Genomic DNA, 26,829 nt, shown 5'->3' with positions numbered 1-26,829 from the left:
GGGGGGCGGGGGGCCGCCGACAAGGGTCATTCGTGGGTCACTCGACACCAAGGCGATTGCCGCCTGCGACGGATGCGCTAGCATTCGGGCATGAAACAACTTCGCCTTCTTCTCGTGATTCCCGTCCTTTCCGCCTGTTCGCAGACGGCGCTGACCGACCTGAACCCCTTCGGACGTGGTGCCGATCCCGCCGGGGAGGAGACAGGGGATGTGGCTGGGGATGCCTATTCCTCTTCCGGTGAGGCCTGGACGATGCGGCCGAAATCCCGCGATGACGGGGCGGAGGCGGAGGAAAGCGCGGCAGTCGCGGCGCCGGGCACCGCCGCCTCGGGTGTGCTGGGCACCTCGATCGCGACGCTTGGCACGGCGACGGAGCCGGGGATGTGGCTGAAGACGCCCTTCGTGACCGCCGAGACGGCGGGCAAGGTGCGGGCGCTGGACACCGGGAAGGTGATTTCGGTGCGGCTGATCCCGACGGGCGGTGCGCCGGGATCGGGATCGCGCCTGTCCCTGCAGGCGATGCAGGCGCTTGGCCTGTCCCTGACCGCCCTGGCAGAGGTGGAGATCAGCGCAGGCTGATCAGCCCTCCTCTCCGGAAGGTGCCTCTGGCGTGGCCTCCGGGGTGTTGGCCGGATCGGGCTTCAACTCCTGCGGCAGGTACTTCCCCGCCTCCTTGCGGGCAAAGCCGCGCATGCCGTCTCCGTGTTCCGCGAGGAAGGCCGCGACAGCCTGGGGATCATGTTTGGAGAGGTCACGCAGCCACCAGGCCACGGCCTTCTGGATGAACCAGCGATTGTCGGAGACATAGCCCGCCGCCCAGCCCAGCACCCGCTGGCGTGCGGCGGCTTCGGCCGCGCCCGGATGGTTCGACCGGGTCAGGCCGAGGGTGATCACCAGGGCCGCGCGTTTGGTCCAGAGGTCTTCGTGGGTGGTCCAGGCCTCTACCTCTTCCAGTCGGGAGAGATCGGCCATGATGCGGCGCTGGCCGGCCATGCAGACGTGATCGGCGATGGCCCAGGCGTCGAAATCGGGCACCCAGGAACAGATCAGCCACCAGACCTGCGCGTCGTCGGGCCGGATGCGGGCCTGGGTCAGCAGCTTGGCCGCGGCGATGCGTGCCTCGTGGATGTCGGTCTGCCAGAGGGCGGAGGCCAGCGACAGCCGGTTTTCAAGCGTCAGCGACCGGCGCCACTCCTGCGCCAGATCGTTGATCACCGGGTTCGGCACGCCGAGGTAGCTGCGGGGCACCTTGTGGTAGGCCGCCGCCCCATCGGCGCGGTCGGCATCGGCATGGGCTTTCAGCGCGTCCAGCGCGTCATCGAGGGTCATTCGACCGTCACCGACTTGGCCAGGTTGCGCGGCTGGTCGACGTCGGTCCCCTTGGCGATGGCGGTGTGATAGGCGATCAGCTGCGCGGGCACCGCATAGAGGATCGGGGTCAGCACCGGATCGACCTGCGGCATCTCGATGCTCTGCCAGATGCCATCCTGGGCGGAGGCGAGACCGGCCCGGTCCGAGATCAGCAGCACCTTGCCGCCGCGCGCCATCACCTCCTGCATGTTCGACACCGTCTTGTCGAAGAGCCCGTCGCGGGGCGCCATGACGACCACCGGCACATGTTTGTCGATCAGCGCGATCGGCCCGTGCTTGAGTTCGCCAGAGGCATAGGCTTCGGCGTGGATGTAGCTGATTTCCTTCATCTTCAGCGCGCCTTCCAGGGCGAGCGGATACATCAGGCCACGCCCGAGGAAGAGCACGTCCTGGGCCTCCGACAGCTGGCGGGCGATGTCGGCGGTGGCGTCCATGTCGTCGAGCAGGCGGCTCATCACTGCGGGGACGCCGCGCAGCGCGGACAGCAGGGAAGAAAGCCGTTCGGGGGTGATCGCACCACGCTGGCGCGCCGCTTCGAGGGCCAGCGTCAGCAGCACCGTCAGCTGGCAGGAGAAGGCCTTGGTGGAGGCGACGCTGATTTCCGTCCCGGCGAGGATAGGCAGGGCAAGGTCGCTTTCCCGCGCGATGGAGCTTTCGGCGACGTTGACGAGGCCCAGGATCTTGTCGGCCTTGCCCTGGCAGTAGCGCAGGGCCGCCAGGGTGTCGGCCGTCTCCCCCGACTGGGAGACGAAGAGCGCCAGGGTGCGCGGGCTGATCGGCGGCTCGCGGTAGCGGAATTCGGAGGCGACATCGACCTCCACCGGCAGGCGGGCGATCTGTTCGAACCAGTATTTCGCGGTCAGGCAGGCGTAGTAGCCGGTGCCGCAGGCCACCAGGGTCAGCCGGTCGATGGCGGTGAAGTCGATGCCGTCGCCAGGCAGGGTGATGCCGTCACCCGTTTCGGTCAGGTAGAAGCGCAGGGCATCGCCCAGAACCTGGGGTTGTTCCGCGATTTCCTTGGCCATGAAGTGCTTGTAACCGGCCTTGTCCACCCGAGCGCTGTCCAGGGTCACCTGTTTCACCGGGCGGCTCACCTGTGCCCCGGCGGCATCGTAGATGGTGATGCTTTCGCGGGTGACCACGGCCCAGTCACCCTCTTCGAGGTAGGTGATCCGGTCGGTCAGCGGGGCAAGGGCCAGGGCGTCGGAGCCGACGTAGTTTTCCCCGGTGCCATGGCCGATGGCAAGGGGGGAGCCCTTGCGGGCCGCGATCATCAGGTCCTCTTCCCCGTCGAAGAGGAAGAGCAGGGCAAAGGCGCCCTCGAGGCGCGGCAGGGTGCGGGCGACGGCCTCCTGCGGGGAAAGCCCCTCTGCCACGTATTGCGCGGCGAGCATGGCGACGGTTTCGGTATCCGTTTCCGTTTCGGGCACGAGACCGGCGTCGGCCAGTTCGGCGCGCAGCTCGCGGAAGTTCTCGATGATGCCGTTGTGGACCACGGCGACCTTGCCGACCCTGTGGGGGTGGGCGTTGATCTCGGACGGGCCGCCATGGGTGGCCCAGCGGGTGTGACCGATACCGGACTTGCCGGGCAGCGGATCATGCACCAGCACGTCGGAAAGATTGACCAGCTTGCCCACGGCGCGGCGACGGTCCAGCCGACCTGCGTTGACCGTGGCGATGCCCGCGCTGTCGTAGCCGCGGTATTCCAGCCGCTTCAGCGCCTCGACGAGAAAGGGCGCGGCCTCATGCTTGCCCAGGTACCCGATAATTCCACACATTACTCTGCCTCTTTCGCCTTGGCGGCTTTTTTGGACTTGAGGATTTCAAACAATTTCCGCGCCATGCCGGGCTTGGTAACCTGCCGTGCGCGTCCGATGGCAAGGGCGCCGGGCTCCACGTCGGAGGTGATGACGGAGCCGGAGCCCGTCATCGCCTCGTCGCCCACGGTTACCGGGGCCACCAGCATGGTGGAGGAGCCGATGAAGGCCCGTGCGCCGATCACGGTGCGGTGCTTCATCACGCCGTCGTAGTTGCAGGTGATGGTGCCCGCGCCGATGTTGGTGGCCTCGCCCACGTCGGCGTCGCCGATATAGGTCAGGTGGTTCACCTTGGCGCCGCGGTCGATGATGGAGTTCTTCACCTCGACGAAGTTGCCGATATGGACGTCCTCGGCCAGCTCCGCGCCGGGGCGCAGGCGGGCGTAGGGGCCGACGGTGGCGCCACGGCTGACGTGGCACCCTTCGAGGTGGGAGAAGGCGCGGATGCGCGCGCCGTTTTCCACCGTGACGCCGGGACCGAAGACCACGTTGGGTTCAATCACGGTGTCGCCGCCGATGAAGGTGTCGAAGGAGAAGTAGACGGTTTCGGGGGCCTGCAGGGTGATGCCGTTTTCCAGCGCCTCGGCGCGGGCGCGGGACTGGAAGAGGCCTTCGGCGCGGGCGAGTTCGGCGCGGGAGTTGACGCCCAGGGTTTCCGCTTCGGCGCAGGTTACGGCGCCGGAGGAATGGCCCGCCGCATTGGCCAGGCCCACCACGTCGGGCAGGTAGTATTCGCCCGCCGCGTTGTCGTTGCCAACCTGCGCCAGCAGGTCGAAGAGCAGCGCGCGGTCGGCGCAGACGACGCCGGAGTTGCAAAGGGTTATGCGGCGCTCCTCATCCGATGCATCCTTGAATTCGACGATCCGGTCGAGCCTTTCGCCCTCCATCACCAGCCGGCCGTACCGCGCGGGATCGGCTGCTTCGAAGCCCAGCACGATGACGTCATGACGGGAACGGGCGGCCTTCATCGCCTCCAGCGTCTCGGGGCGGATGAAGGGGGTGTCACCGTAGAGCACGAGGACATCGCCGTCGAAATCGGCCAGCGCGTCGCGCGCCTGGGCGACGGCGTGGGCGGTGCCCTTCTGCTCTTCCTGTAGGACGATCTGGCTGAAGGGGAAGGCCGCTTCGGCGGCGGCGGCGACCGCTTCGGCGCCATGGCCCGCGACGACGACGACGCGCGAAGGTTCCAGCGCCAGGCCGGAGGTGATGGCGTGGGTCAGCATCGGCGCCCCCGCGATTTCGTGCAGGACCTTGGGCAGGTCCGAGTTCATCCGCGTGCCCTTGCCCGCTGCCAGGATCACCAGTGCCGTGCTCATTCTGCCCCCTTGCGGGTCTTTGCCCGCCTGATGCCGGTCCGGGGTGCACCCGGGCCGCTTCGATAGCCTCGACCCGGGCGTTTCCGCTTGCGGGCCATTGTCCTTTGTTCGCGCCCGTTTTATCCGGTGGGCAAGGCTGCGCAAGGCCGGGGGCCGCGCGGGGCGATCAACTTGGGTTTCGGTCCGCAACAATGCGGGCAAAACCCTGCCGGGGAGGAGCCCGGCGGAAAGGACCTTCATGCGCGCCGTCATCTTTGACCTGGATGGAACCCTTGCCGATACCAGCGGGGACCTTTTGGCCGCTGCCAATGCCTGTTTCCGGGCCGAGGGGCTGGGTGATTTGCTGACGCCGGCCGATGCGGGCACGGCGCTGCGCGGCGGGCGGGCGATGCTGAAGCTGGGCTTTTCGCGGGTCGAGCGCCCGGTGAGCGAGGAGGAGATGCTGCGGCACTATTTCCACCTGCTGGAGGCCTACAAGGGCGACATCGCGACCCATACCGTGCTCTACCCCGGGGCGATGGAGGCGGTCGCGGCGCTGAAGGCCGACGGCCACGCCGTGGCGATCTGCACCAACAAGCCCGAGGGGTTGGCGCGGATGCTGCTGGGGGAACTGGGCGTGCTGGGCGACTTCGGGGCGCTGGTGGGGGCCGATACGCTGACGGTGAAGAAACCGGACCCGGAGCCCCTGCGCGAGGCCGCGCGCCGTGTCGGGGCCGATCCCGCGCGCTGCTGCCTGGTGGGCGACAGCGACACCGACCGCAACACGGCCCGTGCGGCGGGCGTGCCGTCGATCCTGGTGGGCTTCGGCCCCTCGGGGGAGGACATGGCCGCGCTGGAGCCCGAGGCGCTGATCGGGCATTTCGACGAGCTTCCCGGCGTGGTCGCCGGGCTGGCTCTGTGACATCCGCGACGCAGACAACCCGGAAGGACGGATCATGACCGAACGGTTTACCGGCAGCTTCACCCAGCAGGAACCGATCCCGGAGGCGGCGATCGAGGCCGCGGTGGCAGTGATGCGCACGGGGCGCCTGCACCGCTACAACACCGTGCCGGGCGAGGCGGGAGAGGCCGCGTTGCTGGAACGCGAATTTGCCGACCTGGTGGGGGCGAAATACTGCGTCGCGCTCGGCTCCGGGGGGATCGCCATCACCACGGGGCTGCGGGCCGCGGGGGTGAAGCCGGGCGATGCGGTGCTGACCAATGCCTTCACCCTGGCGCCGGTGCCGGGGGCGATTGCCGCCGTGGGCGGGCACCCGGTCTATGTCGAGGTGACGGAGAGCCTTGTCATCGAGCTGGACGACCTGGAGGCCAAGATCGGACAGGCGAAGTTCCTGCTGCTGAGCCACATGCGCGGGCATCTGTGCGACATGGACCGGCTGATGGCGATCTGCGATGCGGCGGGCGTGAAGGTGATCGAGGATTGCGCGCATACGATGGGCGCGGCCTGGAACGGGCAGGAAAGCGGGCGGCAGGGCATTGCCGGCTGCTATTCCACCCAGACCTACAAGCACATGAATTCGGGTGAGGGCGGGTTCCTCGTGACCGATGACGAGGAGCTTGCGGCGCGGGCGGTGATCCTTTCGGGCAGCTACATGCTCTATTCCAAGCACCTCGCGGCGCCGGGGGCGGAGGTCTTCGAGCGGGTCAAGTATGACACGCCCAACGTTTCGGGCCGCATGGACAACCTGCGCGCGGCGATCCTGCGTCCGCAGCTGGCAACGCTTGCGCAGCAATGCGCAAACTGGAATGCGCGCTACCGGGTGGTGGAGGAGGGGCTGCGCGGCACCCCCGGCCTGACGGTGATCGAACGGCCCGCGGAGGAGCGCTACGTCGGGTCGTCCATCCAGTTCCTGCTTCTGGACTGGGCCGAGGAGGCGGTGCGGGACGTGGTGGCGCGCTGCGCCGCCCGCGGGGTCGAGTTGAAGTGGTTCGGGGATGCGGAGCCGGTGGGCTTCACCTCCCGCTATGACAGCTGGCGCTATGCCGAAAGCCATCCGATGCCGCAAACCGACCGGGTGCTGAAGGGGATCCTGGACATGCGGCTGCCGCTGACCTTCAGCCTGGAGGACTGCGCGTTGCTGGCGCGGATCATCCGGTCGGAAGTCGGGGCCGTCTGGCAGGCGGCCTGATCCGGGATCTGACGTAATCCAAAGGCGCGCCTGCGGCGCATTCCATGCCTGGCGATTTCGCCGGGCGAAATCGCGCGGGTGTCTGGCCACCGGTGCCTGGCTGTTGACCGGCGCGGGGGCTTCCTTCTAGTGTTGTGAACGAGTGTTCATAAACGGGAAGGAGGAGCCCGATGTTCACTGCATCCATGCGCTTCGATCTGGGCGAGGACGTCAATGCATTGCGGGAGGCTGTGCATGTCTGGGCCCGGGATCGGGTGAAGCCTTTGGCCGGCGAGATTGACCGGGACAATGTCTTTCCTGCCGCGCTGTGGCGCGAGATGGGAAAGATGGGCCTGTTGGGTCTGACGGTGGAGGAAGAGTTCGGCGGCACCGGCATGGGCTACCTGGCTCATGTCATCGCGGTGGAGGAGATCGCGCGCGCCTCGGCCTCCGTTTCCCTGTCCTACGGGGCGCATTCCAACCTTTGCGTCAACCAGATCCGGCTGAACGGCACGGCAGAGCAGAAAGCGCGCTACCTGCCGGGGCTGGTGTCGGGTGCCCATGTCGGCGCGCTGGCGATGAGCGAGCCGGGTGCCGGATCCGACGTGGTGTCGATGAAGCTCAGGGCGGAGAAGAAGAACGACCGTTTCGTGCTGAACGGCAACAAGTACTGGATCACCAACGGGCCGGATGCCGATGTGCTGGTGGTCTATGCCAAGACCGATCCGGAGGCCGGGTCCAAGGGGATCACGGCCTTCCTGGTCGAGAAGTCGATGAAGGGGTTCAGCACCAGTCCGCATTTCGACAAGCTGGGGATGCGGGGATCGAACACGGCCGAGCTGATCTTCGACGACGTTGAAATTCCGTTCGAACATGTCCTGGGAGAGGAGGGGCGGGGCGTGCGCGTGCTGATGTCCGGCCTCGACTACGAACGGGTCGTGCTGTCGGGCATCGGCACCGGCATCATGGCCGCCTGCCTGGACGAGGTGATGCCCTACGTGGCCGAGCGGCGGCAGTTTGGCCAGCCCATCGGATCCTTCCAGCTGATGCAGGGCAAGATCGCCGACATGTACACCAAGCTGAATTCGGCGCGGGCCTATGTCTACGAGGTGGCGAAGGCCTGCGACCGGGGAGAGGTGACGCGCGCCGATGCGGCGGCCTGCGTTCTTTACGCCAGCGAAGAGGCGATGGTGGTGGCGCATCAGGCGGTGCAGGCACTTGGCGGGGCGGGGTTCCTGGCGGATGCGCCTGTGGCGCGGCTCTTCCGGGATGCCAAGCTGATGGAGATCGGCGCGGGCACCTCGGAAATCCGGCGCATGCTGGTGGGGCGCGAGCTGATGGCGGCCATGGGATGAGACGTCGACAGGTCCCGTTTCCCCATGAAAAAGGGCGCATCCGATGGATGCGCCCCTGTCCCCCGAAACCTGCAGGATCAGAAGGTGTAGATGTAGGAGACCCCGACCACGATCGGGTCGACCTCTGCGGTGCCGAGGTCGCTGCCGTTCAGGGAGGCGTCCATGTCGATGTCGATCCAGCGCAGGTCGGCGCGGATCTGGCTGTTCTCTCCGATCCGGTAGTCGAGACCGGCATGGGCGGCGAGGCCCCAGCTGTCATCCAGCTTCAGGTTGCCGAGGGAGGAGTCGACGTCCAGCGCGGTGGTGTAGTTCACGCCGATGCCCACGAAGGGGGTGACGGCGCTGGCATTGGTGAAGTGGTAGTTGAGGGAGATCGTCGGCGGCAGCTGCTTCACCGTGCCGACCTTGGACCCGTTGAGGTTGATGTCATGGGTGAAGGGGGTGGCCGCCAGAACCTCTACGCCGAGGTTGTCGGTCAGGAAGTATTCCAGGGTCAGGGTCAGCTGGGTGTCATCGCCGATGGTCACGTCGCCCGCGGTCAGGGTGCCGTTGTCGTCCTTCGGGTTCACGTAGCCCAGGCCCAGGCCAAGGGTGATATCGCCCTTCTGCTGCGCGGCCGCACCGGTCGCCGCCAGTGCCAGAAGGGCCGTGGCGGAGAGGAGAATGGTCCGGATATGCATGGGATGTCCTTTCAGAATGTCATGGGCCCGGGCTTGCGCCCGCAGGAGAGTCGCAGCTTTGATCTGGGTCAAGTGACTGACATGAAAGCAGGATCCTGCGGCGGTTTGGCACAGAGAGGCGGAGGGCGGTCATGAAGCTGAGGTCTGCCATCCTGACGGGATCGGAGGAGTTCCGGGCCAATGTCGCGGCCCATGAGGCGGCCCTGGAGGAGGTGCGCGCGGCGGCAACACTGGCAGCGGCGGGCGGCGGGGAGGCGGCCCGGGCCCGGCATCTGTCACGGGGCAAGATGCTGCCACGCGATCGTGTGGCGGGGCTTCTGGACCCCGGCTCGCCCTTCCTGGAGGTCGGCGCCACGGCGGGGCATGGCCTTTACGACGGGGCGGCACCGGGGGGCGGGATCATCGCGGGCGTGGGCCGGGTCGCGGGGCAGCAGGTCATGGTGTTGTGCAACGACGCCACGGTGAAGGGCGGCACCTACTACCCGATCTCGGTCAAGAAACACCTGCGCGCGCAGGAGATCGCGGAGGAAAACCATCTGCCCTGCGTCTACCTGGTGGACAGCGGGGGCGCCAACCTGCCCAACCAGGACGAGGTCTTCCCGGATCGTGACCACTTCGGCCGGATTTTCTACAACCAGTCGCGGATGAGCGCGAAGGGGATCGCCCAAATCGCCGTGGTGATGGGCTCCTGCACGGCGGGGGGCGCCTATGTGCCCGCGATGTCGGACGTGACGATCATCGTGCGGGAGCAGGGGACGATCTTCCTGGCCGGGCCGCCGCTGGTACGGGCCGCGACCGGGGAAATCGTGACGGCAGAAGACCTTGGCGGCGGCGATCTGCATACCCGCCTGTCGGGCGTGGCCGATCACCTGGCCGAGGACGATGCCCATGCGCTGGCGCTCGCCCGGGCGGAGGTGGCGGCGCTGAACCGCAATGCGCCCGTCGTGGCCCGGCAGCGACCCGAGGCTCCGGCCCATGATCCGGCAGAGCTGCTGGGGGTCGTGCCCGCCGATCCGAAGGTGCCCTATGACGTGCGGGAGGTCATCGCGCGGCTGGTGGACGGGTCGCGGTTCGACGAGTTCAAGGCGCGCTTCGGGGAGACGCTGGTCTGCGGCTTTGCCCATCTGGATGGCTGGCCCGTGGGGATCGTCGCCAACAACGGCGTGCTGTTTTCCGAAAGCGCGGTGAAGGGGGCGCATTTTGTCGAACTCTGTTCCATGCGGAAGATCCCGCTGATCTTTCTGCAGAACATCACGGGGTTCATGGTGGGCCGGAAATACGAGGCCGAGGGGATCGCCCGGCATGGGGCCAAGATGGTGGCGGCCGTCAGCTGTACTGCCGTGCCAAAGATCACGATGGTCATAGGCGGCAGCTATGGCGCGGGGAATTATGGCATGGCGGGAAGGGCTTATGGCCCCCGGTTCATGTGGTCCTGGCCCAACTCCCGCATCGCCGTGATGGGCGGCGACCAGGCCGCGGGCGTTCTGGCCCAGGTCCGGCGAGAGGCGCTGGAACGGCGCGGTACGCATTGGAGCGCAGAGGAAGAAGCGGCGTTCAAGCGGCCCATGCAGGAGCAGTTCGCAAGGCAGAGCCATCCTCTTTATGCCTCGGCACGGCTCTGGGATGACGGGATCGTGGACCCGGGAAAGAGCCGTGACGTGCTGGCGCTGAGCCTGGGAGCGAGCCTGAACGCCCCCATTGAAGAGAGCCGTTTCGGCGTCTTCAGGATGTGAAAACGGGCGAAATCGGCATGTCGGTCTCACGTCGGTATAACGTCGGTATAGCGGCGGTGCGTATCAACGCCGGGGCGGGATGGCGTGCCGTTGGGCGCAGGGCAGGCGACAGAAGGCAAGCGAAGGAAATCAGGGATGATCGCGACACGGTTCACGGAACGGTTCGGCCTGCGGGCCCCGGTGATGCAGGCACCCATGGCGGGGGTCGCGGGCGGGCGGCTTGCGGCGGCTGTCAGCCGTGCGGGCGGGCTTGGCCTGATCGGCGGCGGCTATGCCGAGGCGGGGTGGATCCGGCGGGAGATGGCGGCCGCAGGCGATGCCCGGGTCGGCCTGGGGATGATCACCTGGGCGCTGGCGGCGCAGGGCGCGGCGGGCGAGGCGCTGCTGGAGGAGGTGCTGGCGCGGGATCCGGCGCTGCTGTTCCTCTCCTTCGGGGATCTTGCGGCCCCCGCCGCGCGGGCGCAGGGGGCCGGCGTGCCGGTGGCGGCGCAGGTCCAGGACCTGGAGCAGTTGCGCGCGGCGCTTGATGCGGGGGCGGCGGTCATCGTGGCCCAGGGCACGGAGGCCGGGGGGCATGGCGCCCGGCGGGGCACGATGACCCTGGTCCCGGAGGTGGCGGATTTCCTGGCGGCCCATGCGCCGGAGGTGCTGTTGCTGGCGGCGGGAGGGATTGCCGATGGCCGGGGCCTTGCGGCGGCGTTGATGCTGGGCGCGGATGGCGCGCTGTGCGGGACGGCCTTCTGGGCGGCGGAGGAGGCACTGGTGCCGGAGGGGCAGCGCCTTGCGGTGCTGGCGGCGGGCGGGGACGATACCTGCCGGTCGCGCCTGTGGGATGTGGCGCGGCAGAAGGACTGGCCCGCGCAATGGGATCTGCGGGGGCTGCGCAGCGCCTTCGGCGATGCCTGGGAGGACCGGCTGGAGGAGCTGGCGGCCCGGCCCGACCTGCGGGCGCAATGGGTCGAGGCCGCTGCCATTGGCGACACGACGATCGCCGGGCCGGTGATCGGCGAGGGGGTCGGCCTGATCCGGGAGATACGCCCGGCGGCGGCGATCCTGCAGGAAATGGAGACCGTGGCCGAAGAGAGGCTGGCAGGAAGGGGAGCAGGCGCATGATCGGTGTCTGGAAGGGCGACATCACCACGCTGGATGTCGATGCCATCGTCAACGCGGCCAATTCCTCCCTTCTGGGCGGGGGCGGCGTGGACGGGGCGATCCACCGCGCCGCCGGGCCGGAGTTGCTGGCGGAATGCCGGGGGCTGGGGGGCTGTCCCACGGGGGAGGCGCGCATGACGAAGGGCTACCGGCTGAAGGCCCGGCACGTGATCCATACCGTCGGACCGGTCTGGAAGGGCGGCGGCGCGGGGGAGGCCGCGAAGCTGGCCTCCTGCTATCGCGCGTCGCTGGATCTGGCGGCGCAGGCGGGGCTGCACCGGGTGGCCTTCCCGGCGATTTCGACGGGCGTCTACGGCTATCCGGCGGAAGAGGCGGCGCAGGTGGCGGTGGCGGCCTGCCGGGATTGGCAGGCGGCGCATGGCGAGATGGAGATCCTGCTGGTGGCCTTCGACAGCCGGCAGGAAGAGATCCTGAGGGAGGCGGTCGATGGCTGAGGGCATGATGTTCCGAAAGATCCTGGTGGCGAACCGGGGAGAGATCGCGGTGCGGGTGATCACCACCGCGCGGCGGATGGGGATCGCGACGGTGGCCGTCTGTTCCGAGGCCGACCGCGAGGCGCCGCATGTGCGGCTGGCGGATGAGGCGGTCTGCCTTGGCGGGGCGCGGCCGGCGGAGAGTTATCTGCGGATCGACCGGGTGGTCGCGGCGGCGGTGGAGACGGGCGCACAGGCGGTGCATCCGGGCTACGGCTTCCTGTCGGAGAACCCCGATTTCGTCGAGGCGCTTGAGGCGGCGGGCGTGGCCTTCATCGGGCCTTCGGCGGCGGCGATCCGCGCCATGGGGCTGAAGGGCGCGGCCAAGGCGCTGATGGAGGCGGCGGGCGTGCCCGTGGTCCCGGGCTATCATGGAGAGGAGCAGGGGGCGGCGTTTCTGGCAGGGGAGGCCGCGCGGATCGGCTACCCGGTGCTGCTGAAGGCCGTGGCGGGAGGCGGCGGCAAGGGGATGCGGCGGGTCGATGCGCCGGGCGCCTTTGCCGAGGCGCTGGAGGCCGCGCAGGCCGAGGCGCGAGGCGCCTTCGGCAATGACCGCATGCTGGTGGAGAAATACATCGACACCCCGCGCCACGTGGAGGTGCAGGTCTTTGGCGACGGGACCACGGCGCTGCATCTTTTCGAGCGGGACTGTTCGCTGCAACGGCGCCATCAGAAGGTGATCGAGGAGGCCCCCGCGCCGGGGATGAGCGCCGAGGTGCGCGCGGCGATGACAGGGGCCGCCGTGCGGGCGGCGGAGGCCATCGGTTACAGCGGCGCGGGCACGGTGGAATTCATCGCGGACGGCAGCGACGGTCTGCGCGCCGACGGGTTCTGGTTCATGGAGATGAACACGCGCCTGCAGGTCGAACATCCCGTGACCGAGGCGATCACGGGTGTGGACCTCGTGGAATGGCAGATCCGCGTCGCGGCGGGGGAGCCCTTGCCCGCCCGGCAGGAGGATCTGGCGATCGGGGGTCATGCGGTCGAGGCACGGCTTTACGCCGAGGATGCGGAGGCGGGGTTTCTGCCCGCCACGGGGCGGCTGGACCGGCTGCGCTTCCCCGAGGGGATCCGCGCCGATGCGGGCGTGGCGGAGGGCGACGTGATTTCCCCGCACTACGACCCGATGATCGCCAAGCTGATCGCCCATGGCCCGACGCGGGAGGTCGCGTTGCAGCGGCTGGAGCGTGCCCTGGCGGAGGTCGAGGTGGCGGGGAGCATCACCAACCTCGGCTTCCTCGGCGCGCTGGTGGCGGAGCCGGAGTTCCGGGCGGGGCGGATGGATACCGGTCTGATCGGGCGTAAGGCCACCGCGCTCTGCCACCCGCCGGAGCCTGCGGCCTGGGAGGCGGGGTGGGCGGCCATGGTCGCGCTTGGCCTTGCAGGGGCGCCGGAGCCGCGGCGGGGCTTCACCCTTTGGGTGCCGCTGGTGCGGCATCTGCGGCTGATGCGGGGGGAGGCGCAGGTGGAGGTCGCGGTGGAGAGCCGGGACGACGGATCGCACCTGCTGCGCCTGGGCGATGTCGCGGCGGAGGCGCGCTGGCAGGGCGGCTGCTGGCGCATCGCGGGGCAGCGGGCGCCGGGCTGGCACATGGCGGGGGAGCGGATCACGATGTTCGGCGGCTGGCCCCGGGTCTGGGAGGTCGTCGTGCCCGGCGCGGGGGCGGAGGAGGCGGCGGGGGGCGATGTCATCCTTGCGCCGATGCCGGGGCTTTTGCGTAACGTTTTCGTCAAACCCGGGGAAGCGGTTGCCGCAGGGCAGCGAATGGCTATTCTCGAAGCCATGAAAATGGAACATGCGCTCAGCGCCCCGAGAGACGGTATCGTAGCCGAGGTTCTGGCGGGGGAGGGCGGGCAGGTCGAGGCCGGCGCCGCGCTCATCCGTCTGGAAACCCGCGAGGATGCGGAGGGTTCCGCATGATCAGCCTGCATCACTGCGCCGGGTCCCGCTCCATGCGGGTGTTGTGGCTGCTTCACGAACTGGGCGAGCCCTTCGAAATGGTGGTCCACCCCTTCGACGCCTCGCTGCGCCAGCCGGAGTACCTGTCGCTCTCCCCCGCGGGCCGGGTGCCGGCGCTGGAGATGGACGGGGATGTCTACTTCGAAAGCCTGGCGATCATGGAGATCCTGTGCGAGCGCTTCCCGGCCCGGGGGCTGGGGCGGCTGCCGGGTGACCTGGACCGGCCCGACTGGCTGGTCTGGCTGCATTTCGCGGAGACGATTTCGCAGCACAGCGCGGCGCTGACCCAGCAGCATATCGTGCTTTACGAAGATCACATGCGTTCCCCCGTTCTGATGAAGATCGAGGTGGCCCGGCTGCGCAAATGCCTTGCGGCGATCGAGGCGCGGCTGTCCACGCCGCTGGAAAACCGGGACTATCTGCTGACCTCCGGCTTTTCGGCGGCGGATATCGCCGTGGGGCAGGCCCTGTGGATGGCGCTGCATTTCGTGACGCTGGACGACTTCCCCGAAGTGGCCGCCTGGTACGAGAGGGTGACAGATCGGCCTGCGTTCCGCCAGTCGGTGCCGGACCCGGGCGCGGGCGTCTATGCGAAGGCCTTCTACGCGCCCCTGTCCGAAACGGTCTGACGGGGTTGGTGGGACGGAAATGATCAGGGCGCCTTGGGAGGGGCGCGGGGAGGGGAGATGCCCGAGAGGGTCGAGATTTTCGAAGTGGGGCCGCGCGACGGCCTGCAGAACGAGGCGCGGGCGATCCCGGTGGCCGACAAGGTGGCGCTGGTCGATTGCCTGGGCCGCGCCGGGTTCGCGCGGATCGAATGCGCCAGTTTCGTCAGCCCGAAATGGGTGCCGCAAATGGCGGGCAGCGCCGCGGTTCTTGCGGGGATCACGCGTGTGCCCGGCGTGCGCTACACGGCGCTGACCCCAAACCTGCGCGGGCTGCAGGATGCCCTGGCCGCAGGCGCCGACGAGGTCGCGGTTTTCGGATCGGCCAGCGAGGGCTTCAGCCGCGCGAATATCAACGCCAGTATAGAAGAGAGCCTGGAGAGGTTCCGTCCTGTAGTCGCGGCGGCGGGGGAGGCGGGCGTGCCTGTGCGCGGCTACGTGAGCTGCGTCACCCATTGCCCCTATGACGGACCCGTCGCGCCGGAGGCGGTGGCACGCGTCGCCGTTGCCCTGTTCGAAATGGGCTGTACGGAAATCTCCCTTGGGGAGACCCTGGGCCGCGCCCTGCCGGAGGAAGTGGCGCCGATGCTGCGCGCCGTCCTGCACGAGATCCCTGCGGAGCAGGTCGCCGGACATTTCCATGACACGGCGGGGCATGCGCTTGATAACATAGAACTCTCACTGCGGATGGGGCTGCGGATCTTCGATGCCTCGGTCGGGGGGCTGGGGGGCTGCCCCTATGCGCCCGGGGCTGCGGGAAACGTGGCGACGGAGGCGGTGAAGGAGCGGGTGGAGTCCCTTGGCTACGTCACCGGGCTGCGGGGCGACATATTGGCGGAGGCCGCCGCCATGGCGCGCGGTCTGAGGGGGACGACATGACTTTCGAGACGATCCGCGTGGAGCGGGAGGCGCGCGGTGTGGCCCGGCTCTGGCTTGCGCGGCCCGAAAAGCACAACGCGATGAGCGGCCAGATGATCGCGGAGCTGACGCAGGCCGCAGGGGAGCTTGCCGCGGACGAGGCCGTGCGCGTGGTGGTGCTGGGCGCGGAGGGGCGCAGTTTCTGCGCCGGCGGAGACCTGGGATGGATGCAGGCGCAGATGGCCGCCGACGGGCCGCAACGCCGGCGTGAGGCCCGGGCGCTGGCCGACATGCTGGGCGCGCTGGATGCGATGCCCAAGCCCCTGATCGGCCGGGTGCAGGGCAATTGCCTTGGTGGCGGCGTCGGGCTGGTGTCCGTCTGCGATGTGGTCGTCGGGCTGGAGACGGTTGAAATGGCCCTGACGGAAACGCGCCTGGGCCTGATCCCGGCCACCATCGGTCCCTATGTGGTTGCACGCACGGGGCCCGCCGGCGCACGGCGTATCTTCTTTCAGGGACGGCGTTTCGGGGCGGCCGAGGCGCGGGAGCTGCAGTTGCTGAGCCGGGTGGTGGCCAGCGTGGATGCGCTGGATGCGGAGGTGGAGGCCGAGATCGCGCCGATCCTGCAGACCGCCCCCGGCGCCGTCGCCCGCGCCAAGCGGCTGGCCCGCCTTCTGGGGGGGGCGCCGGGACCCGAGATGGTCGCCCATTCGGTCGAGGAGCTGGTCACCTGCTGGGAAGGCGAGGAGGCGCAGGAGGGCATCGCCGCCTTTTTTGCGCGCAGGGCTGCCCCCTGGCAGGGCTGAGCCCCCCATCGGCCGCCGGGGTCCGCGCTAAACTATGCGTCATGGTGTCACCTTTTGCCGAACGCGCTTGACCTTGGGGTAAGGAGAGGCGGCATTTTGCCGCCTATTTGGGCGGTTTGGGTGACGCAGGATAAACCCGAGTGATTCCGTGTGAAATAGGTGAGGGATTCCGTAGGGTATCTTCAGCGATGCGGCAACGCGGCGTTAACCGCGAACGAAGTCCCCAATTCCTTGGTATTCAATTGTTTATAAAGAAAGTCCAAGGCACTCCTAACCGTGTAAAACGCTCTCCTTCGGTTGACCATGCCGGGGGGCAGGCGTACAACCCACACAGCCTTGTGGGTCCCCGTGATGGACCCGCGCCGCCCATGAAAGGAGCCATTCGTGGAAGAGATGCTGCGGGAATATCTTCCCATCCTCATCTTTCTCGCGGTCGCGATCGCCCTTGGCCTGGTGCTGATCCTTGCCGCCGTGATCATTGCCGTTCGCAACCCCGATCCTGAAAAAGTCAGCGCCTACGAATGCGGCTTCAACGCCTTCGATGACGCCCGGATGAAGTTCGATGTCCGGTTCTACCTGGTTTCGATCCTGTTCATCATCTTCGACCTCGAAATCGCGATGCTGTTCCCCTGGGCCGTGGCCTTCAAGGACATCTCCATGATCGGCTTCTGGTCGATGATGGTCTTCCTCGCCGTGCTGACGATCGGCTTTGCCTACGAATGGAAGAAGGGAGCCCTGGAATGGGAGTGATGACCTCCGCCAACACTGCGGGCGCCGACAAGGAAGTTGCCACCCAGGCGCTGAACAAGGAACTGCAGGACAAGGGTTTCCTGCTGACCTCCACCCAGGATCTGATCACCTGGGCGCGCACCGGGTCGCTGCACTGGATGACTTTCGGCCTGGCCTGCTGCGCCATCGAGATGATGCACACCTCGATGCCGCGCTACGACGCCGAACGCTACGGGATCGCGCCGCGCGCCTCCCCGCGTCAGTCCGACGTGATGATCGTCGCCGGCACGCTGACCAACAAGATGGCCCCCGCGCTGCGCAAGGTCTACGACCAGATGCCCGAACCGCGTTACGTGGTTTCCATGGGCTCCTGCGCGAACGGCGGCGGCTACTACCACTACAGCTATTCCGTCGTGCGTGGCTGCGACCGGATCGTGCCCGTGGACATCTACGTCCCCGGCTGCCCGCCGACCGCAGAGGCGCTGCTCTACGGCATCCTGCAGCTGGCGCGGAAGATCCGCCGTACCGGCACACTGACGCGATAAGGGCAGGGGAGAGACCATGAGCGAAGAAGCTCTGAAGGAACTGGGCGCCCATATCGAGATGAAGCGTCCCGATTGCGTCGCCTCCTGGGAGGTGGCCTTCGGCGAGTTGAACATCGACGTCGTGCCTTCGAACATCGTCGGCTTCGTTGAGTTCCTGCGCACCGACAGCTCCTGCAAGTTTTCCAGCCTGGTGGACATCACCGCGGTGGATTACCCGGAGCGGGCCAAGCGTTTCGACGTCGTCTACCATTTCCTGTCGATGTACACGAACCAGCGGATCCGCCTGCGCGTCGGCGTGCGGGAGGACGAGATGGTTCCCTCGATCTCCGGCGTGCACAAGTCCGCCAACTGGTTCGAGCGTGAGGTCTTCGACATGTTCGGGATCATCTTCTCGGGCCACCCGGACCTGCGCCGCATCCTGACCGACTACGGTTTCCGCGGCCACCCGCTGCGCAAGGACTTCCCGACCACCGGCTATACCGAGGTGCGCTACGACGAGGTGCAAAAGCGCGTCGTCTACGAACCGGTCAAGCTGGTCCAGGAATACCGCCAGTTCGATTTCATGTCCCCCTGGGAGGGGGCCGAATACATTCTTCCCGGTGACGAGAAGAAGGAGGAGGCGAAGTGATGGACGGCTCCAAAGGTTTCGAAGACGCCCAGACGGGCGAACAGCAGATCCGCAATTTCAACATCAACTTCGGGCCGCAGCACCCGGCGGCACACGGCGTGCTGCGCATGGTGCTGGAGCTTGACGGCGAGATCGTCGAGCGCGCCGACCCGCACATCGGCCTGCTGCACCGCGGCACCGAGAAGCTGATGGAAAGCCGCACCTACCTGCAGAACCTGCCCTATTTCGACCGCCTCGACTACGTGGCGCCGATGAACCAGGAACATGCCTGGTGCCTGGCGATCGAGAAGCTGACCGGCACGGTGATCCCCAAGCGGGCGTCGCTGATCCGGGTGCTGTTCTCCGAAATCGGCCGGGTGATGAACCACCTGCTGAACGTCACCACCCAGGCAATGGACGTCGGCGCGCTGACCCCGCCGCTCTGGGGCTTCGAACAGCGCGAAGACCTGATGATCTTCTGCGAGCGGGCCTGCGGCGCGCGTCTGCACGCGGCCTACTTCCGGCCCGGCGGCGTCCACCAGGACCTGACCGACAAGCTGATCGACGATATCGAGGAATGGGCGATCGAATTCCCCAAAACCCTCGACGATATCAACGAACTGCTGACCGAGAACCGGATCTTCAAGCAGCGGAACGTCGACATCGGCCACGTGACCGAGCAGGACATCCAGGACTGGGGCTATTCCGGCGTCATGGTGCGCGGATCCGGCTTTGCCTGGGACCTGCGTCGCGCGCAGCCCTATGAGTGCTACGACGAGTTCGACTTCCAGATCCCCGTCGGCAAGAACGGCGACTGCTATGACCGCTACCTCGTCCGGATGGCCGAGATGCGCGAGAGCACCAAGATCATCCGCCAGGCCATCGTCAAGCTGCGGGAAACCCCCGGTGACGTTCTGGCGCGCGGCAAGCTGACCCCGCCGAAGCGTGGCGACATGAAGACCAAGATGGAAAGCCTGATCCATCACTTCAAGCTCTACACCGAGGGCTTCCACGTGCCCGCCGGTGAGGTCTATGCCGCGGTCGAGGCGCCCAAGGGCGAATTCGGCGTCTACCTCGTGGCGGACGGCACCAACAAACCCTACCGGGTGAAGATGCGGGCGCCGGGGTACATGCACCTGCAGTCGATGGACTACGTCGCGTCTGGTCACCAGCTGGCCGACGTGGCCGCCATCATCGGCACGATGGATATCGTGTTCGGCGAGGTGGACCGCTGATGGGGTCTGTCACGATCTCCGTCTGGCAGCTGCTGGTCGGCGCCGTCTGCGGCCTTCTGGCCGTGCTGGCGGCGCGGGGCGGCTCTCGCCTGGTGATCGGGACTATCGTGGGCGCGGCGGTTGCCGTGCTGATGGACATCGCGCGGGGGTACTTCTGAATGGCGGCGAAGAACCTGACCCGCCTGACGGTGGTCTGCGGCCTGATGGCTCTTGCCGCCTGTGCCACGCCCCCCTCGGACCTGCCCGTGGGCGCGGCCGAGAACTTCAACGATGCCGTCGCCTCCGTCGGCTGCGTGCTGCGGACCGAGCGGGATTACCTGCCGGTCGAGCTGCAGACGGGCATGACGCGGCAGCAGGCCATCGAGATGGCCCAGTACAAGATCGCCACCGGCGAAGCCGTGTCCCTGTCTGACGGGGCCGTGCAGCTGGTGGTCGGGGACTGCGCCGCCTGAGGCGGCAGATGATGCGGTACGGCCCCGGGCCGTGCCGGGCGGATCGACCGCCGCTGGAGAATGGGCCCCAAAGGGCCGGAGCGGAGCCTAGTTCCGCGGAACAGAGAGTAAAGGACGGGACCTGAGCCGATGCTGAGACGCCTGCACCATGAACAGCCCGAAAGCTTCGCCTTCACCGAGGCGAACCTGAAATGGGCCGAGGGCCAGATTTCGAAGTACCCCGAGGGCCGTCAGGCCTCTGCCATCATTCCGCTGCTGTGGCGCGCCCAGGAGCAGGAAGGCTGGCTGACCAAGCCCGCGATCGAATATGTCGCGGACCTGCTGGGCATGGCCTATATCCGTGCCCTGGAAGTGGCGACCTTCTACTTCATGTTCCAGCTGGTGCCGACCGGATCCGTCGCACACATCCAGGTTTGCGGTACCACGACCTGCATGATCTGCGGGGCGGAGGACCTGATCGCGATCTGCAAGGACAAGATTGCTCCCAAGGCGCACCAGCTGTCGGACGACGGCAAGTTCACCTGGGAAGAGGTCGAATGCCTGGGCGCCTGCGCCAACGCGCCGATGGCCCAGATCGGCAAGGACTACTACGAAGATCTGACGCCCGAGAAGTTCTCGGAGCTGCTGGACAAGCTGGCCGCCGGTGAAGTGCCGGTGCCGGGGCCGCAGAACGGCCGCTTCTCCTCCGAACCGCTGGCGGGTCTGGTTGCGCTGACCGAGTGGGAAAGCGGGCGCACGCAGTACAACGCCTCTGCCGCACGTGCGGTGGAAGTCGGCGACACGATCAAGCGGATCGACGGCACCGAAGTGCCGCTGCGCACGCCCTGGCGGGATGAGAAACCGGCAGGCCCGGCGACCGATCCGGAGGTCAAGACCGAGGCGAAGCCCGCGGCCGATGTGCCGGCGGACAAGACCGGCGTGACCAAGCAGGAAGCCCCTGCCGAGGCCGCGGCAAAGCCGGCCCCCGCCGTTTCCGCAGAGGCCGTGGCCGCAGCGGGCGAGGGCGAAAAGCCCGAGGTTCTGGATGGGCCGCGCGACGGCAAGGCCGACAACCTGAAGGAAATTTCCGGCGTCGGTCCGAAGCTGGAAAGCGTGCTGAACGAGATCGGCATCTTCCACTTCGACCAGATCGCATCCTGGGACGCCGCGCAGGTGGCCTGGGCCGACCAGAACCTGGTCGGCTTCAAGGGCCGTGTCAGCCGGGACGACTGGGTCGGTCAGGCGAAGAAACTGGCCTCTGGCGAAGAGACGGATTTCTCCAAGCGGGTCAAGGGCGGCGACGTCTACGACAAGGACTGACAGGGTAAAGACCAACAGGGCGAACTGGCCAGGGAGAGGCAGCTGAGGCATGGGAAAGACCGGTGACATTTGCAGGACGACGGGGCTGGCGCTAGGCGCGGCACTGGCGCTGCTGCTGTTGCTGGCGCTGACCGGCCCGCTGGGGTTCCTTGGGGCCTTCATCATCGCGGTCTTCCTTGGCGCTGCCCTGGTGGTGATCGTGCTGCGGTTCGTCTGCGTCTCCGCCGCAGGGGAGGGGCCTGTTGCCGCCTCTGCCGGGGAAGCCGGTGCTGCCGTGGCCGCGCCGCAGGGCGAGGTGCAGCCGGGGACTCAAGAGGTTGAGCCCAAGGAAGAGCCGGTAGCGGAAGCGCCCGCGGCGGAGGTGTCCGAAGCGGATGCGCCTGTCGCCGAGGAGGCAGATGCTGACGAGGCAGATGCTGACGAGGCTGGTGCTGACGAGGCTGGGCCGGCAGATGACCTGAAACAGCTGAAGGGCGTGGGCCCCAAGCTGGCGGAGGCCCTGGCCGGGGCGGGGATCACCCGTTTTGCCCAGATCGCCGCATGGACCGAGGCGGATATCGCCTGGGTCGAGGAGAACGTGAAAGGCGCCAGGGGGCGGATCGGCCGGGACGGCTGGATCGACCAGGCGCGGGAGTTGTCCGCCGAAAAGGCGGGCTGAGGAATGGAGATGACGGAAGCAAGCGCGAAAGAGCTGGAACAGGCCCGCAAGGGGCGCATGGTCGGGGTGGTAATCGCCGTGACGATGGTGCTCTGGATGGGGTTGCAGCTGATCGGTGGCCAGCTGGGCCTGCCTGAGCGTTTCGTCTTCCTGTTCGATTTTGCCGCCATTGCCGCCTTCGTCTGGGCGCTGGTGGTGGTGGCTGGGATCTGGCGCACGCGCCGGGATGACAAAGGGTAAGACATGCTCAAGGATCAGGATCGTATCTTTACCAACCTTTACGGCATGCATGACCGTTCGCTGAAAGGCGCACAGGCACGCGGGCACTGGGATGGCACGGCGAATATCCTCGCCAACGGGCGCGACTGGATCATCCAGCAGGTGAAGGACAGCGGCCTGCGCGGTCGTGGCGGTGCGGGCTTCCCCACCGGTCTGAAGTGGTCCTTCATGCCGAAGGAAAGCGATGGTCGCCCGGCCTACCTGGTGATCAACGCCGACGAATCCGAACCCGCGACCTGCAAGGACCGGGAAATCATGCGCCATGACCCGCATTGCCTGGTCGAAGGGGCGCTGATCGCCGGTTTCGCAATGGGCGCCGTTGCGGCCTATATCTACATCCGTGGCGAATACATCCGTGAGCGCGAGGCCCTGCAGGCCGCCATCGACGAGGCCTATGATGCCGGTCTGATCGGCAAGAACGCCTGCAAGTCCGGCTACGATTTCGACATCTTCCTGCATCACGGTGCCGGCGCCTACATCTGCGGCGAGGAAACCGCCCTGATCGAGAGCCTGGAAGGCAAGAAGGGCATGCCCCGGATGAAGCCGCCGTTCCCGGCCGGCGCGGGTCTTTACGGGTGCCCGACCACGGTGAACAACGTCGAGTCCATCTCCGTCGTGCCGACGATCATCCGTCGCGGCCCGGAATGGTTCAGCTCCTTCGGGCGCCCGAACAACGCGGGCACCAAGCTGATGGCGCTGACCGGCCACGTGAACAACCCCTGCGTCTTCGAAGAGTCCATGTCGATGACGGTGCGCGAGATCATCGAGCACCACGGCGGCGGCATCCGCGGCGGCTGGGACAACCTGAAGGCCATCATCCCCGGCGGTGCGTCCTGCCCGGTCCTGCCCAAGGAGAAGCTGGAAGACGCGATCTTCGACTTCGACTGGATGCGCGCCAACCAGTCGAGCTTCGGCACCGGCTGCATGATCGTCATGGACAACAGCGTGGACGTGGTGAAAGCCGTGTGGCGCCTGTCGAAATTCTTCAAACATGAAAGCTGCGGCCAGTGCACCCCCTGTCGCGAGGGCACCGGCTGGATGTCCCGCGTGATGGACCGCCTGGTGACCGGCGAGGCCGAGGTCGAGGAAATCGACATGCTGCTTTCGGTGACCAAGCAGGTCGAAGGGCACACCATCTGCGCCCTGGGCGATGCGGCCGCCTGGCCGATCCAGGGCCTAGTGCGCCACTTCCGCGACGAGATCGAGGATCGCATCAAGCGGCAGAAAACCGGCCGTTCCACCACCATCCTGACGGCGGCGGAGTGATCGCGTGACCAAGACGACCCTGAATACCCTTCTGCGTGGCGCCCTGCTGACCGGCCTGGCCGGGCTGGCCCTTTCGGGCTGCGCGCGCCTGCAGGAGGTCGGCAGCAAGAACCGCCCGGTCTTCGACGGCTACTACTTCCGCAGCGACATTTCCTTCGACAAGGATGCGCCTGCCGCCTTCACCGTGTCGGTGCGCAAGCCGGGCCTGTCCCTGGCCGGTGCCCGCGAGGCCGGCCGCTACAAGGCCAACGAACATTGCATCGAATACTACGGCAGCAGCCGGATCGACTGGACCGTCGGCCCCGACGATGCGCCGGAAGCCGTGGTTTACGACGATGCGGGCAACCTGGTGATGACGGGAAGCTGCCAGGGATGGTGATGGGACGGGCATATCCCCTTGCAGTGGCCCAGGCCCTGCCGCGTGACGTGAAGACGGCGGGCACCGCTGCATTCGCGCGCCGGCGGAGCGCTGCGCACGAAGGGGGTGTGGCATGAGCGTGAAGGCTCTCATCCGGGGTGTTTCGCGGGGGCTGCTATTGAATAGCAGCCGGTCCGCCACCGCTCTGCGGGGTGCAACCCCGCAGAAAGGACACCCCATGCGTCTTGCCTTCACCGCCCTGACCGCCAGCCTGACGACCGCCTGTGCGATCACCGCCGCCGGCGCCTCTGCCGCCAGTACCGATCCGCGCCCGCCCCTGCGCGAGGTGCCTCAGATCGACGGCCCGATGCTCTGGGTCGCGATGGCGATCGAGATCAGCGACAAGTGCCCCCAGATCGACCCGCGCAACCTGAAGGGCCTGCTGGTCCTCAACGATCTGCGCAACAAGGCCCGCGACCTGGGCTACAGCAACGACGAAATAGAAGACTATGCCACCAGCAAGGATGAAAAGGCGCGGATGCGCGAGCTGGGCGAGCAATACGTGAAATCCCAAGGACTGGACCCCGAGAAGACGGCGGATCTGTGCAGCCTCGGCAAGACCGAGATCGCGCGGAACAGCCAGATCGGCGTTCTCTTGAAAGCAAAGTGAGCACCCATGTCTGACCTTCGCAAAGTCATCATCGACGACCAGGAGATCGAGGTTAACCCGGCTCTGACCATCTTGCAGGCCTGCGAGGAGGCCGGGGTCGAAGTGCCGCGCTTCTGCTACCATGAACGTCTGTCCATCGCCGGCAACTGCCGCATGTGCCTGGTCGAAGTCGTGGGCGGCCCGCCCAAGCCGACCGCCTCCTGCGCGATGCAGATCAAGGACCTGCGCCCCGGGCCGGAAGGCCAGCCGCCGGTGATCAAGACCAAGTCGCCCATGGTGAAGAAGGCCCGCGAAGGGGTGATGGAGTTCCTCCTGATCAACCACCCGCTGGATTGCCCGATCTGCGACCAGGGTGGCGAATGCGACCTGCAGGACCAGGCGATGGCCTATGGCGTCGACTTCTCCCGCTACCGCGAGGCCAAGCGTGCCACGGATGACCTGAACCTCGGGCCGCTCGTCGACACGCATATGACCCGCTGCATCAGCTGCACCCGCTGCGTGCGCTTCACGACCGAGGTCGCGGGCATCACCCAGATGGGCCAGACCGGCCGGGGCGAGGATGCGGAGATCACCTCCTACCTCAACATGACGCTGGATTCGAACCTGCAGGGCAACATCATCGACCTGTGCCCGGTGGGCGCGCTGGTGTCGAAGCCCTACAGCTTCACCGCCCGTCCCTGGGAACTGACCAAGACCGAGACGGTCGATGTGATGGACGCGCTCGGCTCCAACATCCGGGTCGACACCAAGGGCCGCGAAGTGATGCGGATCATGCCGCGCAACAACGACGCGGTGAACGAGGAATGGATTTCCGACAAGACGCGCTTCATCTGGGACGGGCTGCGCCGTCAGCGGCTGGACCGGCCCTACGTCCGCGTGGACGGCAAGCTGAAGCCCGCCACCTGGGGCGAGGCGCTGGCCGCTGCTGCAGGTGCCATCAAGGGCGCCAAGAAGGTCGCGGGCCTGGTCGGTGACCTGGCCCCGGTCGAGGCAGCCTTTGGGCTGAAGCAGCTGGTCGAGGCGCAGGGCGGCGTGGTCGAGAGCCGCACCGACGGGGCGAAGCTGCCGGCCGGTAACCGTTCGGCCTATGTCGGCAACGTGGCGATCGAGGATATCGACACCGCCAAGGAGATCGTGCTGATCGGCACCAACCCGCGCGACGAGGCGCCGGTGCTGAACGCGCGGATCCGCAAGGCCTGGACCCACGGGGCAAGCGTCACCGTGGTGGGGCCGGCAACGGATCTGACCTACACCTACACCCACGCCGGCACCGACCGGGCCGCGCTGGACGGGCTGAAGGTATCCGAGGATGCCATCGTGATCGTGGGGCAGGGCGCCCTGAACGAGGCCGACGGCGCCGCCGTGCTGGCCGCGGCCATGGGCCTTTCGGGTCGGATGCTGGTGCTGCACACCGCCGCCAGCCGCGTCGGCGCGCTGGACGTGGGCGCGGTGAACGAGGGCGGCATGGATGCCGTGTCCGAGGCCGACGTGATCTACAACCTGGGCGCCGATGAAGTGGAAATCGGGGCGGGTGCCTTCGTGATCTACCAGGGTTCCCACGGCGACCGCGGCGCACACCGCGCCGACGTGATCCTGCCCGCCGCCGCCTACACCGAGGAAAACGGGCTCTTCGTGAACACCGAGGGTCGTCCCCAGCTGACCATGCGGGCGGGCTTCGCCCCCGGCGAGGCCAAGGAAAACTGGGCCATCCTGCGGGCGCTTTCCGCCGAGCTGGGCGCGACCCAGCCCTGGGACAGCCTGGCGCAGCTGCGCAAGGCCCTGGTCGCGGCGGTGCCGCACCTGGCGCGCATCGGCGAGGTGCCCGAGAACACCTGGACCGCCGCACCCGCGGCGAAGCTGGGCAAAGCGGACTTCCGTCCGGTCATCAAGGACTTCTACATGACCAACCCGATCGCACGTGCGTCGGAAGTCATGGCAGAGCTGTCCCGCATGGCGGCCGAACGCGCCGCCGCACCGATGGCGGCCGAATGAAGGCATTTGCGATCATAGGCGCGGGGGTCCTGCTGACCCTGGCGGGTTGCGAGAAGCCCTGTGCATGCGGGCCTGTCGACACCGTCACCCGTGCAGCGTCCCCGACGCTGCCGGGCCGGTCCTACGATGGCATCGAGACCCGTCTCCTGGATGGTGATTTGGTGAATTTCCACGTCTCCATGCGGGGTGCGCGCAGTGCCGAGGATGTCTCGGCCTACGCGGAATGCGCGGCAGCACAATATGCGCTGATCCGCGGCTACGGATTTGCAAGGCATCTGCGCACTAATGTCGCCGAGGTCTCTGGTCACTGGGAGGCAGATGCGGTTTATACCGTGTCGGCAGCCCTGCCAGAGGGTCTGCGGACACTGGACGCAGAAGTCGTCACCGCGAATTGCGCGGAAAACGGAATACCGACGGTGTGAGG

At 67.4% G+C, this 26,829-nt stretch carries 29 protein-coding genes; 25 read left to right on the top strand and 4 right to left on the bottom strand.

Annotated elements, in window-relative coordinates; all coding sequences use genetic code 11:
• The first annotated feature begins 90 nt into the window (after positions 1 to 90).
• Positions 91 to 579 (top strand): hypothetical protein, encoded by a 489-nt coding sequence (locus AC2IR1_RS15655; protein WP_486472901.1) that lies wholly within the window; start codon positions 91 to 93, stop codon positions 577 to 579.
• Here AC2IR1_RS15655 and AC2IR1_RS15650 read toward each other — a convergent pair whose 3' ends face one another.
• Genes AC2IR1_RS15650 through glmU form a run of 3 tightly spaced genes read right to left on the bottom strand, consistent with a single transcriptional unit; the run spans position 580 to position 4,504 of the window.
• Complete coding sequence (locus AC2IR1_RS15650; RefSeq protein ID WP_486472900.1) at positions 580 to 1,329, bottom strand: DNA alkylation repair protein; 750 nt, start codon at positions 1,327 to 1,329, stop codon at positions 580 to 582. It abuts the gene before it with no gap.
• Entirely contained in the window at positions 1,326 to 3,149 is a 1,824-nt protein-coding gene (gene glmS / locus AC2IR1_RS15645) for a glutamine--fructose-6-phosphate transaminase (isomerizing) (RefSeq protein ID WP_486472899.1), read from the bottom strand. The genes AC2IR1_RS15650 and glmS overlap by 4 nt, the downstream gene beginning before the upstream one ends.
• Positions 3,149 to 4,504, bottom strand: coding sequence for a bifunctional UDP-N-acetylglucosamine diphosphorylase/glucosamine-1-phosphate N-acetyltransferase GlmU (glmU, locus tag AC2IR1_RS15640; protein WP_486472898.1), 1,356 nt, complete (start codon positions 4,502 to 4,504; stop codon positions 3,149 to 3,151). The genes glmS and glmU overlap by 1 nt, the downstream gene beginning before the upstream one ends.
• Positions 4,505 to 4,742: 238 nt before the next feature.
• Between glmU and AC2IR1_RS15635 the strand changes: the two genes are divergently transcribed.
• The 3 genes from AC2IR1_RS15635 (at position 4,743) to AC2IR1_RS15625 (ending at position 7,967) form a co-directional block, all read left to right on the top strand.
• Complete coding sequence (locus AC2IR1_RS15635; RefSeq protein WP_486472897.1) at positions 4,743 to 5,405, top strand: HAD-IIIA family hydrolase; 663 nt, start codon at positions 4,743 to 4,745, stop codon at positions 5,403 to 5,405.
• A gap of 34 nt (positions 5,406 to 5,439) precedes the next feature.
• On the top strand, positions 5,440 to 6,633 hold the full coding sequence (locus tag AC2IR1_RS15630) for a DegT/DnrJ/EryC1/StrS family aminotransferase (RefSeq protein ID WP_486472896.1): 1,194 nt from the start codon (positions 5,440 to 5,442) through the stop codon (positions 6,631 to 6,633).
• Positions 6,634 to 6,803: 170 nt separating this feature from the next.
• Positions 6,804 to 7,967 (top strand): isovaleryl-CoA dehydrogenase, encoded by a 1,164-nt coding sequence (locus AC2IR1_RS15625; RefSeq protein WP_486472895.1) that lies wholly within the window; start codon positions 6,804 to 6,806, stop codon positions 7,965 to 7,967.
• Positions 7,968 to 8,044: 77 nt separating this feature from the next.
• On the opposite strand, the gene AC2IR1_RS15620 is transcribed toward AC2IR1_RS15625, so the two are convergent.
• Positions 8,045 to 8,647, bottom strand: coding sequence for an OmpW/AlkL family protein (locus tag AC2IR1_RS15620; RefSeq protein ID WP_486472894.1), 603 nt, complete (start codon positions 8,645 to 8,647; stop codon positions 8,045 to 8,047).
• A 131-nt stretch (positions 8,648 to 8,778) separates the two neighbouring features.
• Between AC2IR1_RS15620 and AC2IR1_RS15615 the strand changes: the two genes are divergently transcribed.
• From AC2IR1_RS15615 to AC2IR1_RS15515, 21 genes are all read left to right on the top strand, one after another.
• Positions 8,779 to 10,380, top strand: coding sequence for a carboxyl transferase domain-containing protein (locus tag AC2IR1_RS15615; RefSeq protein ID WP_486472893.1), 1,602 nt, complete (start codon positions 8,779 to 8,781; stop codon positions 10,378 to 10,380).
• Between the two features lie 135 nt (positions 10,381 to 10,515).
• A complete protein-coding gene (locus AC2IR1_RS15610; RefSeq protein ID WP_486472892.1) occupies positions 10,516 to 11,493 on the top strand; it encodes an NAD(P)H-dependent flavin oxidoreductase in 978 nt (325 codons plus the stop codon).
• Positions 11,490 to 11,987 carry an O-acetyl-ADP-ribose deacetylase gene (locus AC2IR1_RS15605; RefSeq protein ID WP_486472891.1) on the top strand — a complete coding sequence of 166 codons (498 nt, stop codon included), beginning with the start codon at positions 11,490 to 11,492 and terminating at the stop codon, positions 11,985 to 11,987. Before AC2IR1_RS15610 ends, AC2IR1_RS15605 begins: the two co-directional genes overlap by 4 nt.
• A gap of 7 nt (positions 11,988 to 11,994) precedes the next feature.
• Entirely contained in the window at positions 11,995 to 13,947 is a 1,953-nt protein-coding gene (locus tag AC2IR1_RS15600; protein ID WP_486476425.1) for an acetyl/propionyl/methylcrotonyl-CoA carboxylase subunit alpha, read from the top strand.
• Positions 13,944 to 14,615 carry a glutathione S-transferase family protein gene (locus AC2IR1_RS15595; RefSeq protein ID WP_486472890.1) on the top strand — a complete coding sequence of 224 codons (672 nt, stop codon included), beginning with the start codon at positions 13,944 to 13,946 and terminating at the stop codon, positions 14,613 to 14,615. Before AC2IR1_RS15600 ends, AC2IR1_RS15595 begins: the two co-directional genes overlap by 4 nt.
• A gap of 57 nt (positions 14,616 to 14,672) precedes the next feature.
• Positions 14,673 to 15,530, top strand: a complete 858-nt coding sequence (locus AC2IR1_RS15590; RefSeq protein WP_486472889.1) for a hydroxymethylglutaryl-CoA lyase — start codon at positions 14,673 to 14,675, stop codon at positions 15,528 to 15,530.
• Complete coding sequence (locus tag AC2IR1_RS15585; RefSeq protein ID WP_486472888.1) at positions 15,527 to 16,315, top strand: crotonase/enoyl-CoA hydratase family protein; 789 nt, start codon at positions 15,527 to 15,529, stop codon at positions 16,313 to 16,315. The genes AC2IR1_RS15590 and AC2IR1_RS15585 overlap by 4 nt, the downstream gene beginning before the upstream one ends.
• 384 nt (positions 16,316 to 16,699) lie before the next feature.
• Positions 16,700 to 17,065 carry an NADH-quinone oxidoreductase subunit A gene (locus AC2IR1_RS15580; RefSeq protein WP_486472887.1) on the top strand — a complete coding sequence of 122 codons (366 nt, stop codon included), beginning with the start codon at positions 16,700 to 16,702 and terminating at the stop codon, positions 17,063 to 17,065.
• A complete protein-coding gene (locus AC2IR1_RS15575) occupies positions 17,056 to 17,589 on the top strand; it encodes a NuoB/complex I 20 kDa subunit family protein (RefSeq protein WP_486472886.1) in 534 nt (177 codons plus the stop codon). Before AC2IR1_RS15580 ends, AC2IR1_RS15575 begins: the two co-directional genes overlap by 10 nt.
• Positions 17,590 to 17,605: 16 nt before the next feature.
• The gene (locus AC2IR1_RS15570) at positions 17,606 to 18,217 is read left to right on the top strand and encodes an NADH-quinone oxidoreductase subunit C (protein WP_486472885.1); all 612 of its coding nucleotides are present in this window, start codon (positions 17,606 to 17,608) and stop codon (positions 18,215 to 18,217) included.
• Entirely contained in the window at positions 18,217 to 19,431 is a 1,215-nt protein-coding gene (locus tag AC2IR1_RS15565; RefSeq protein WP_486472884.1) for an NADH-quinone oxidoreductase subunit D, read from the top strand. The genes AC2IR1_RS15570 and AC2IR1_RS15565 overlap by 1 nt, the downstream gene beginning before the upstream one ends.
• Positions 19,431 to 19,589, top strand: coding sequence for a hypothetical protein (locus tag AC2IR1_RS15560; RefSeq protein ID WP_486472883.1), 159 nt, complete (start codon positions 19,431 to 19,433; stop codon positions 19,587 to 19,589). The genes AC2IR1_RS15565 and AC2IR1_RS15560 overlap by 1 nt, the downstream gene beginning before the upstream one ends.
• Positions 19,590 to 19,883 (top strand): hypothetical protein, encoded by a 294-nt coding sequence (locus tag AC2IR1_RS15555; RefSeq protein WP_486472882.1) that lies wholly within the window; start codon positions 19,590 to 19,592, stop codon positions 19,881 to 19,883.
• 129 nt (positions 19,884 to 20,012) lie between these two features.
• A complete protein-coding gene (locus AC2IR1_RS15550) occupies positions 20,013 to 21,182 on the top strand; it encodes an NADH-quinone oxidoreductase subunit E (RefSeq protein ID WP_486472881.1) in 1,170 nt (389 codons plus the stop codon).
• 49 nt (positions 21,183 to 21,231) lie between these two features.
• Positions 21,232 to 21,840, top strand: a complete 609-nt coding sequence (locus tag AC2IR1_RS15545) for a helix-hairpin-helix domain-containing protein (protein ID WP_486472880.1) — start codon at positions 21,232 to 21,234, stop codon at positions 21,838 to 21,840.
• A gap of 3 nt (positions 21,841 to 21,843) precedes the next feature.
• Positions 21,844 to 22,080, top strand: coding sequence for a DUF5337 domain-containing protein (locus tag AC2IR1_RS15540; protein ID WP_486472879.1), 237 nt, complete (start codon positions 21,844 to 21,846; stop codon positions 22,078 to 22,080).
• 3 nt (positions 22,081 to 22,083) lie between these two features.
• Positions 22,084 to 23,385: an NADH-quinone oxidoreductase subunit NuoF gene (gene nuoF, locus AC2IR1_RS15535; RefSeq protein ID WP_486472878.1), complete on the top strand. Its 1,302-nt coding sequence runs from the start codon at positions 22,084 to 22,086 to the stop codon at positions 23,383 to 23,385.
• Between the two features lie 4 nt (positions 23,386 to 23,389).
• Positions 23,390 to 23,764, top strand: coding sequence for a hypothetical protein (locus AC2IR1_RS15530; protein ID WP_486472877.1), 375 nt, complete (start codon positions 23,390 to 23,392; stop codon positions 23,762 to 23,764).
• Positions 23,765 to 23,981: 217 nt separating this feature from the next.
• Complete coding sequence (locus AC2IR1_RS15525) at positions 23,982 to 24,413, top strand: DUF5333 domain-containing protein (RefSeq protein ID WP_486472876.1); 432 nt, start codon at positions 23,982 to 23,984, stop codon at positions 24,411 to 24,413.
• Positions 24,414 to 24,419: 6 nt separating this feature from the next.
• Entirely contained in the window at positions 24,420 to 26,405 is a 1,986-nt protein-coding gene (gene nuoG / locus AC2IR1_RS15520) for an NADH-quinone oxidoreductase subunit NuoG (RefSeq protein ID WP_486472875.1), read from the top strand.
• Positions 26,402 to 26,827, top strand: coding sequence for a hypothetical protein (locus AC2IR1_RS15515; protein ID WP_486472874.1), 426 nt, complete (start codon positions 26,402 to 26,404; stop codon positions 26,825 to 26,827). The genes nuoG and AC2IR1_RS15515 overlap by 4 nt, the downstream gene beginning before the upstream one ends.
• Positions 26,828 to 26,829: the final 2 nt, after the last annotated feature.

The sequence above is a fragment of the Pseudooceanicola sp. NS-SX8 genome, assembly GCF_057380755.1.
This window is presented reverse-complemented; position numbering and strand designations above follow the sequence as displayed.

Bases quoted from the DNA above. Each gene is read 5' to 3' on its own strand.
- AC2IR1_RS15570 (WP_486472885.1), top strand. From the start codon at position 17,606: ATGAGCGAAGAAGCTCTGAAGGAACTGGGCGCCCATATCGAGATGAAG.
- AC2IR1_RS15585 (WP_486472888.1), top strand. From the start codon at position 15,527: ATGACTTTCGAGACGATCCGCGTGGAGCGGGAGGCGCGCGGTGTGGCC.
- AC2IR1_RS15605 (WP_486472891.1), top strand. From the start codon at position 11,490: ATGATCGGTGTCTGGAAGGGCGACATCACCACGCTGGATGTCGATGCC.
- AC2IR1_RS15550 (WP_486472881.1), top strand. From the start codon at position 20,013: ATGCTGAGACGCCTGCACCATGAACAGCCCGAAAGCTTCGCCTTCACC.
- nuoF (WP_486472878.1), top strand. From the start codon at position 22,084: ATGCTCAAGGATCAGGATCGTATCTTTACCAACCTTTACGGCATGCAT.
- AC2IR1_RS15575 (WP_486472886.1), top strand. From the start codon at position 17,056: ATGGGAGTGATGACCTCCGCCAACACTGCGGGCGCCGACAAGGAAGTT.
- AC2IR1_RS15650 (WP_486472900.1), bottom strand. From the start codon at position 1,329: ATGACCCTCGATGACGCGCTGGACGCGCTGAAAGCCCATGCCGATGCC.
- AC2IR1_RS15615 (WP_486472893.1), top strand. From the start codon at position 8,779: ATGAAGCTGAGGTCTGCCATCCTGACGGGATCGGAGGAGTTCCGGGCC.
- AC2IR1_RS15625 (WP_486472895.1), top strand. From the start codon at position 6,804: ATGTTCACTGCATCCATGCGCTTCGATCTGGGCGAGGACGTCAATGCA.
- AC2IR1_RS15630 (WP_486472896.1), top strand. From the start codon at position 5,440: ATGACCGAACGGTTTACCGGCAGCTTCACCCAGCAGGAACCGATCCCG.
- AC2IR1_RS15555 (WP_486472882.1), top strand. From the start codon at position 19,590: ATGGCGGCGAAGAACCTGACCCGCCTGACGGTGGTCTGCGGCCTGATG.
- AC2IR1_RS15525 (WP_486472876.1), top strand. From the start codon at position 23,982: ATGCGTCTTGCCTTCACCGCCCTGACCGCCAGCCTGACGACCGCCTGT.
- AC2IR1_RS15540 (WP_486472879.1), top strand. From the start codon at position 21,844: ATGGAGATGACGGAAGCAAGCGCGAAAGAGCTGGAACAGGCCCGCAAG.
- glmU (WP_486472898.1), bottom strand. From the start codon at position 4,504: ATGAGCACGGCACTGGTGATCCTGGCAGCGGGCAAGGGCACGCGGATG.
- AC2IR1_RS15620 (WP_486472894.1), bottom strand. From the start codon at position 8,647: ATGCATATCCGGACCATTCTCCTCTCCGCCACGGCCCTTCTGGCACTG.
- AC2IR1_RS15545 (WP_486472880.1), top strand. From the start codon at position 21,232: ATGGGAAAGACCGGTGACATTTGCAGGACGACGGGGCTGGCGCTAGGC.
- glmS (WP_486472899.1), bottom strand. From the start codon at position 3,149: ATGTGTGGAATTATCGGGTACCTGGGCAAGCATGAGGCCGCGCCCTTT.
- AC2IR1_RS15635 (WP_486472897.1), top strand. From the start codon at position 4,743: ATGCGCGCCGTCATCTTTGACCTGGATGGAACCCTTGCCGATACCAGC.
- AC2IR1_RS15600 (WP_486476425.1), top strand. From the start codon at position 11,995: ATGTTCCGAAAGATCCTGGTGGCGAACCGGGGAGAGATCGCGGTGCGG.
- AC2IR1_RS15560 (WP_486472883.1), top strand. From the start codon at position 19,431: ATGGGGTCTGTCACGATCTCCGTCTGGCAGCTGCTGGTCGGCGCCGTC.
- AC2IR1_RS15515 (WP_486472874.1), top strand. From the start codon at position 26,402: ATGAAGGCATTTGCGATCATAGGCGCGGGGGTCCTGCTGACCCTGGCG.
- AC2IR1_RS15655 (WP_486472901.1), top strand. From the start codon at position 91: ATGAAACAACTTCGCCTTCTTCTCGTGATTCCCGTCCTTTCCGCCTGT.
- AC2IR1_RS15610 (WP_486472892.1), top strand. From the start codon at position 10,516: ATGATCGCGACACGGTTCACGGAACGGTTCGGCCTGCGGGCCCCGGTG.
- nuoG (WP_486472875.1), top strand. From the start codon at position 24,420: ATGTCTGACCTTCGCAAAGTCATCATCGACGACCAGGAGATCGAGGTT.
- AC2IR1_RS15595 (WP_486472890.1), top strand. From the start codon at position 13,944: ATGATCAGCCTGCATCACTGCGCCGGGTCCCGCTCCATGCGGGTGTTG.
- AC2IR1_RS15590 (WP_486472889.1), top strand. From the start codon at position 14,673: ATGCCCGAGAGGGTCGAGATTTTCGAAGTGGGGCCGCGCGACGGCCTG.
- AC2IR1_RS15565 (WP_486472884.1), top strand. From the start codon at position 18,217: ATGGACGGCTCCAAAGGTTTCGAAGACGCCCAGACGGGCGAACAGCAG.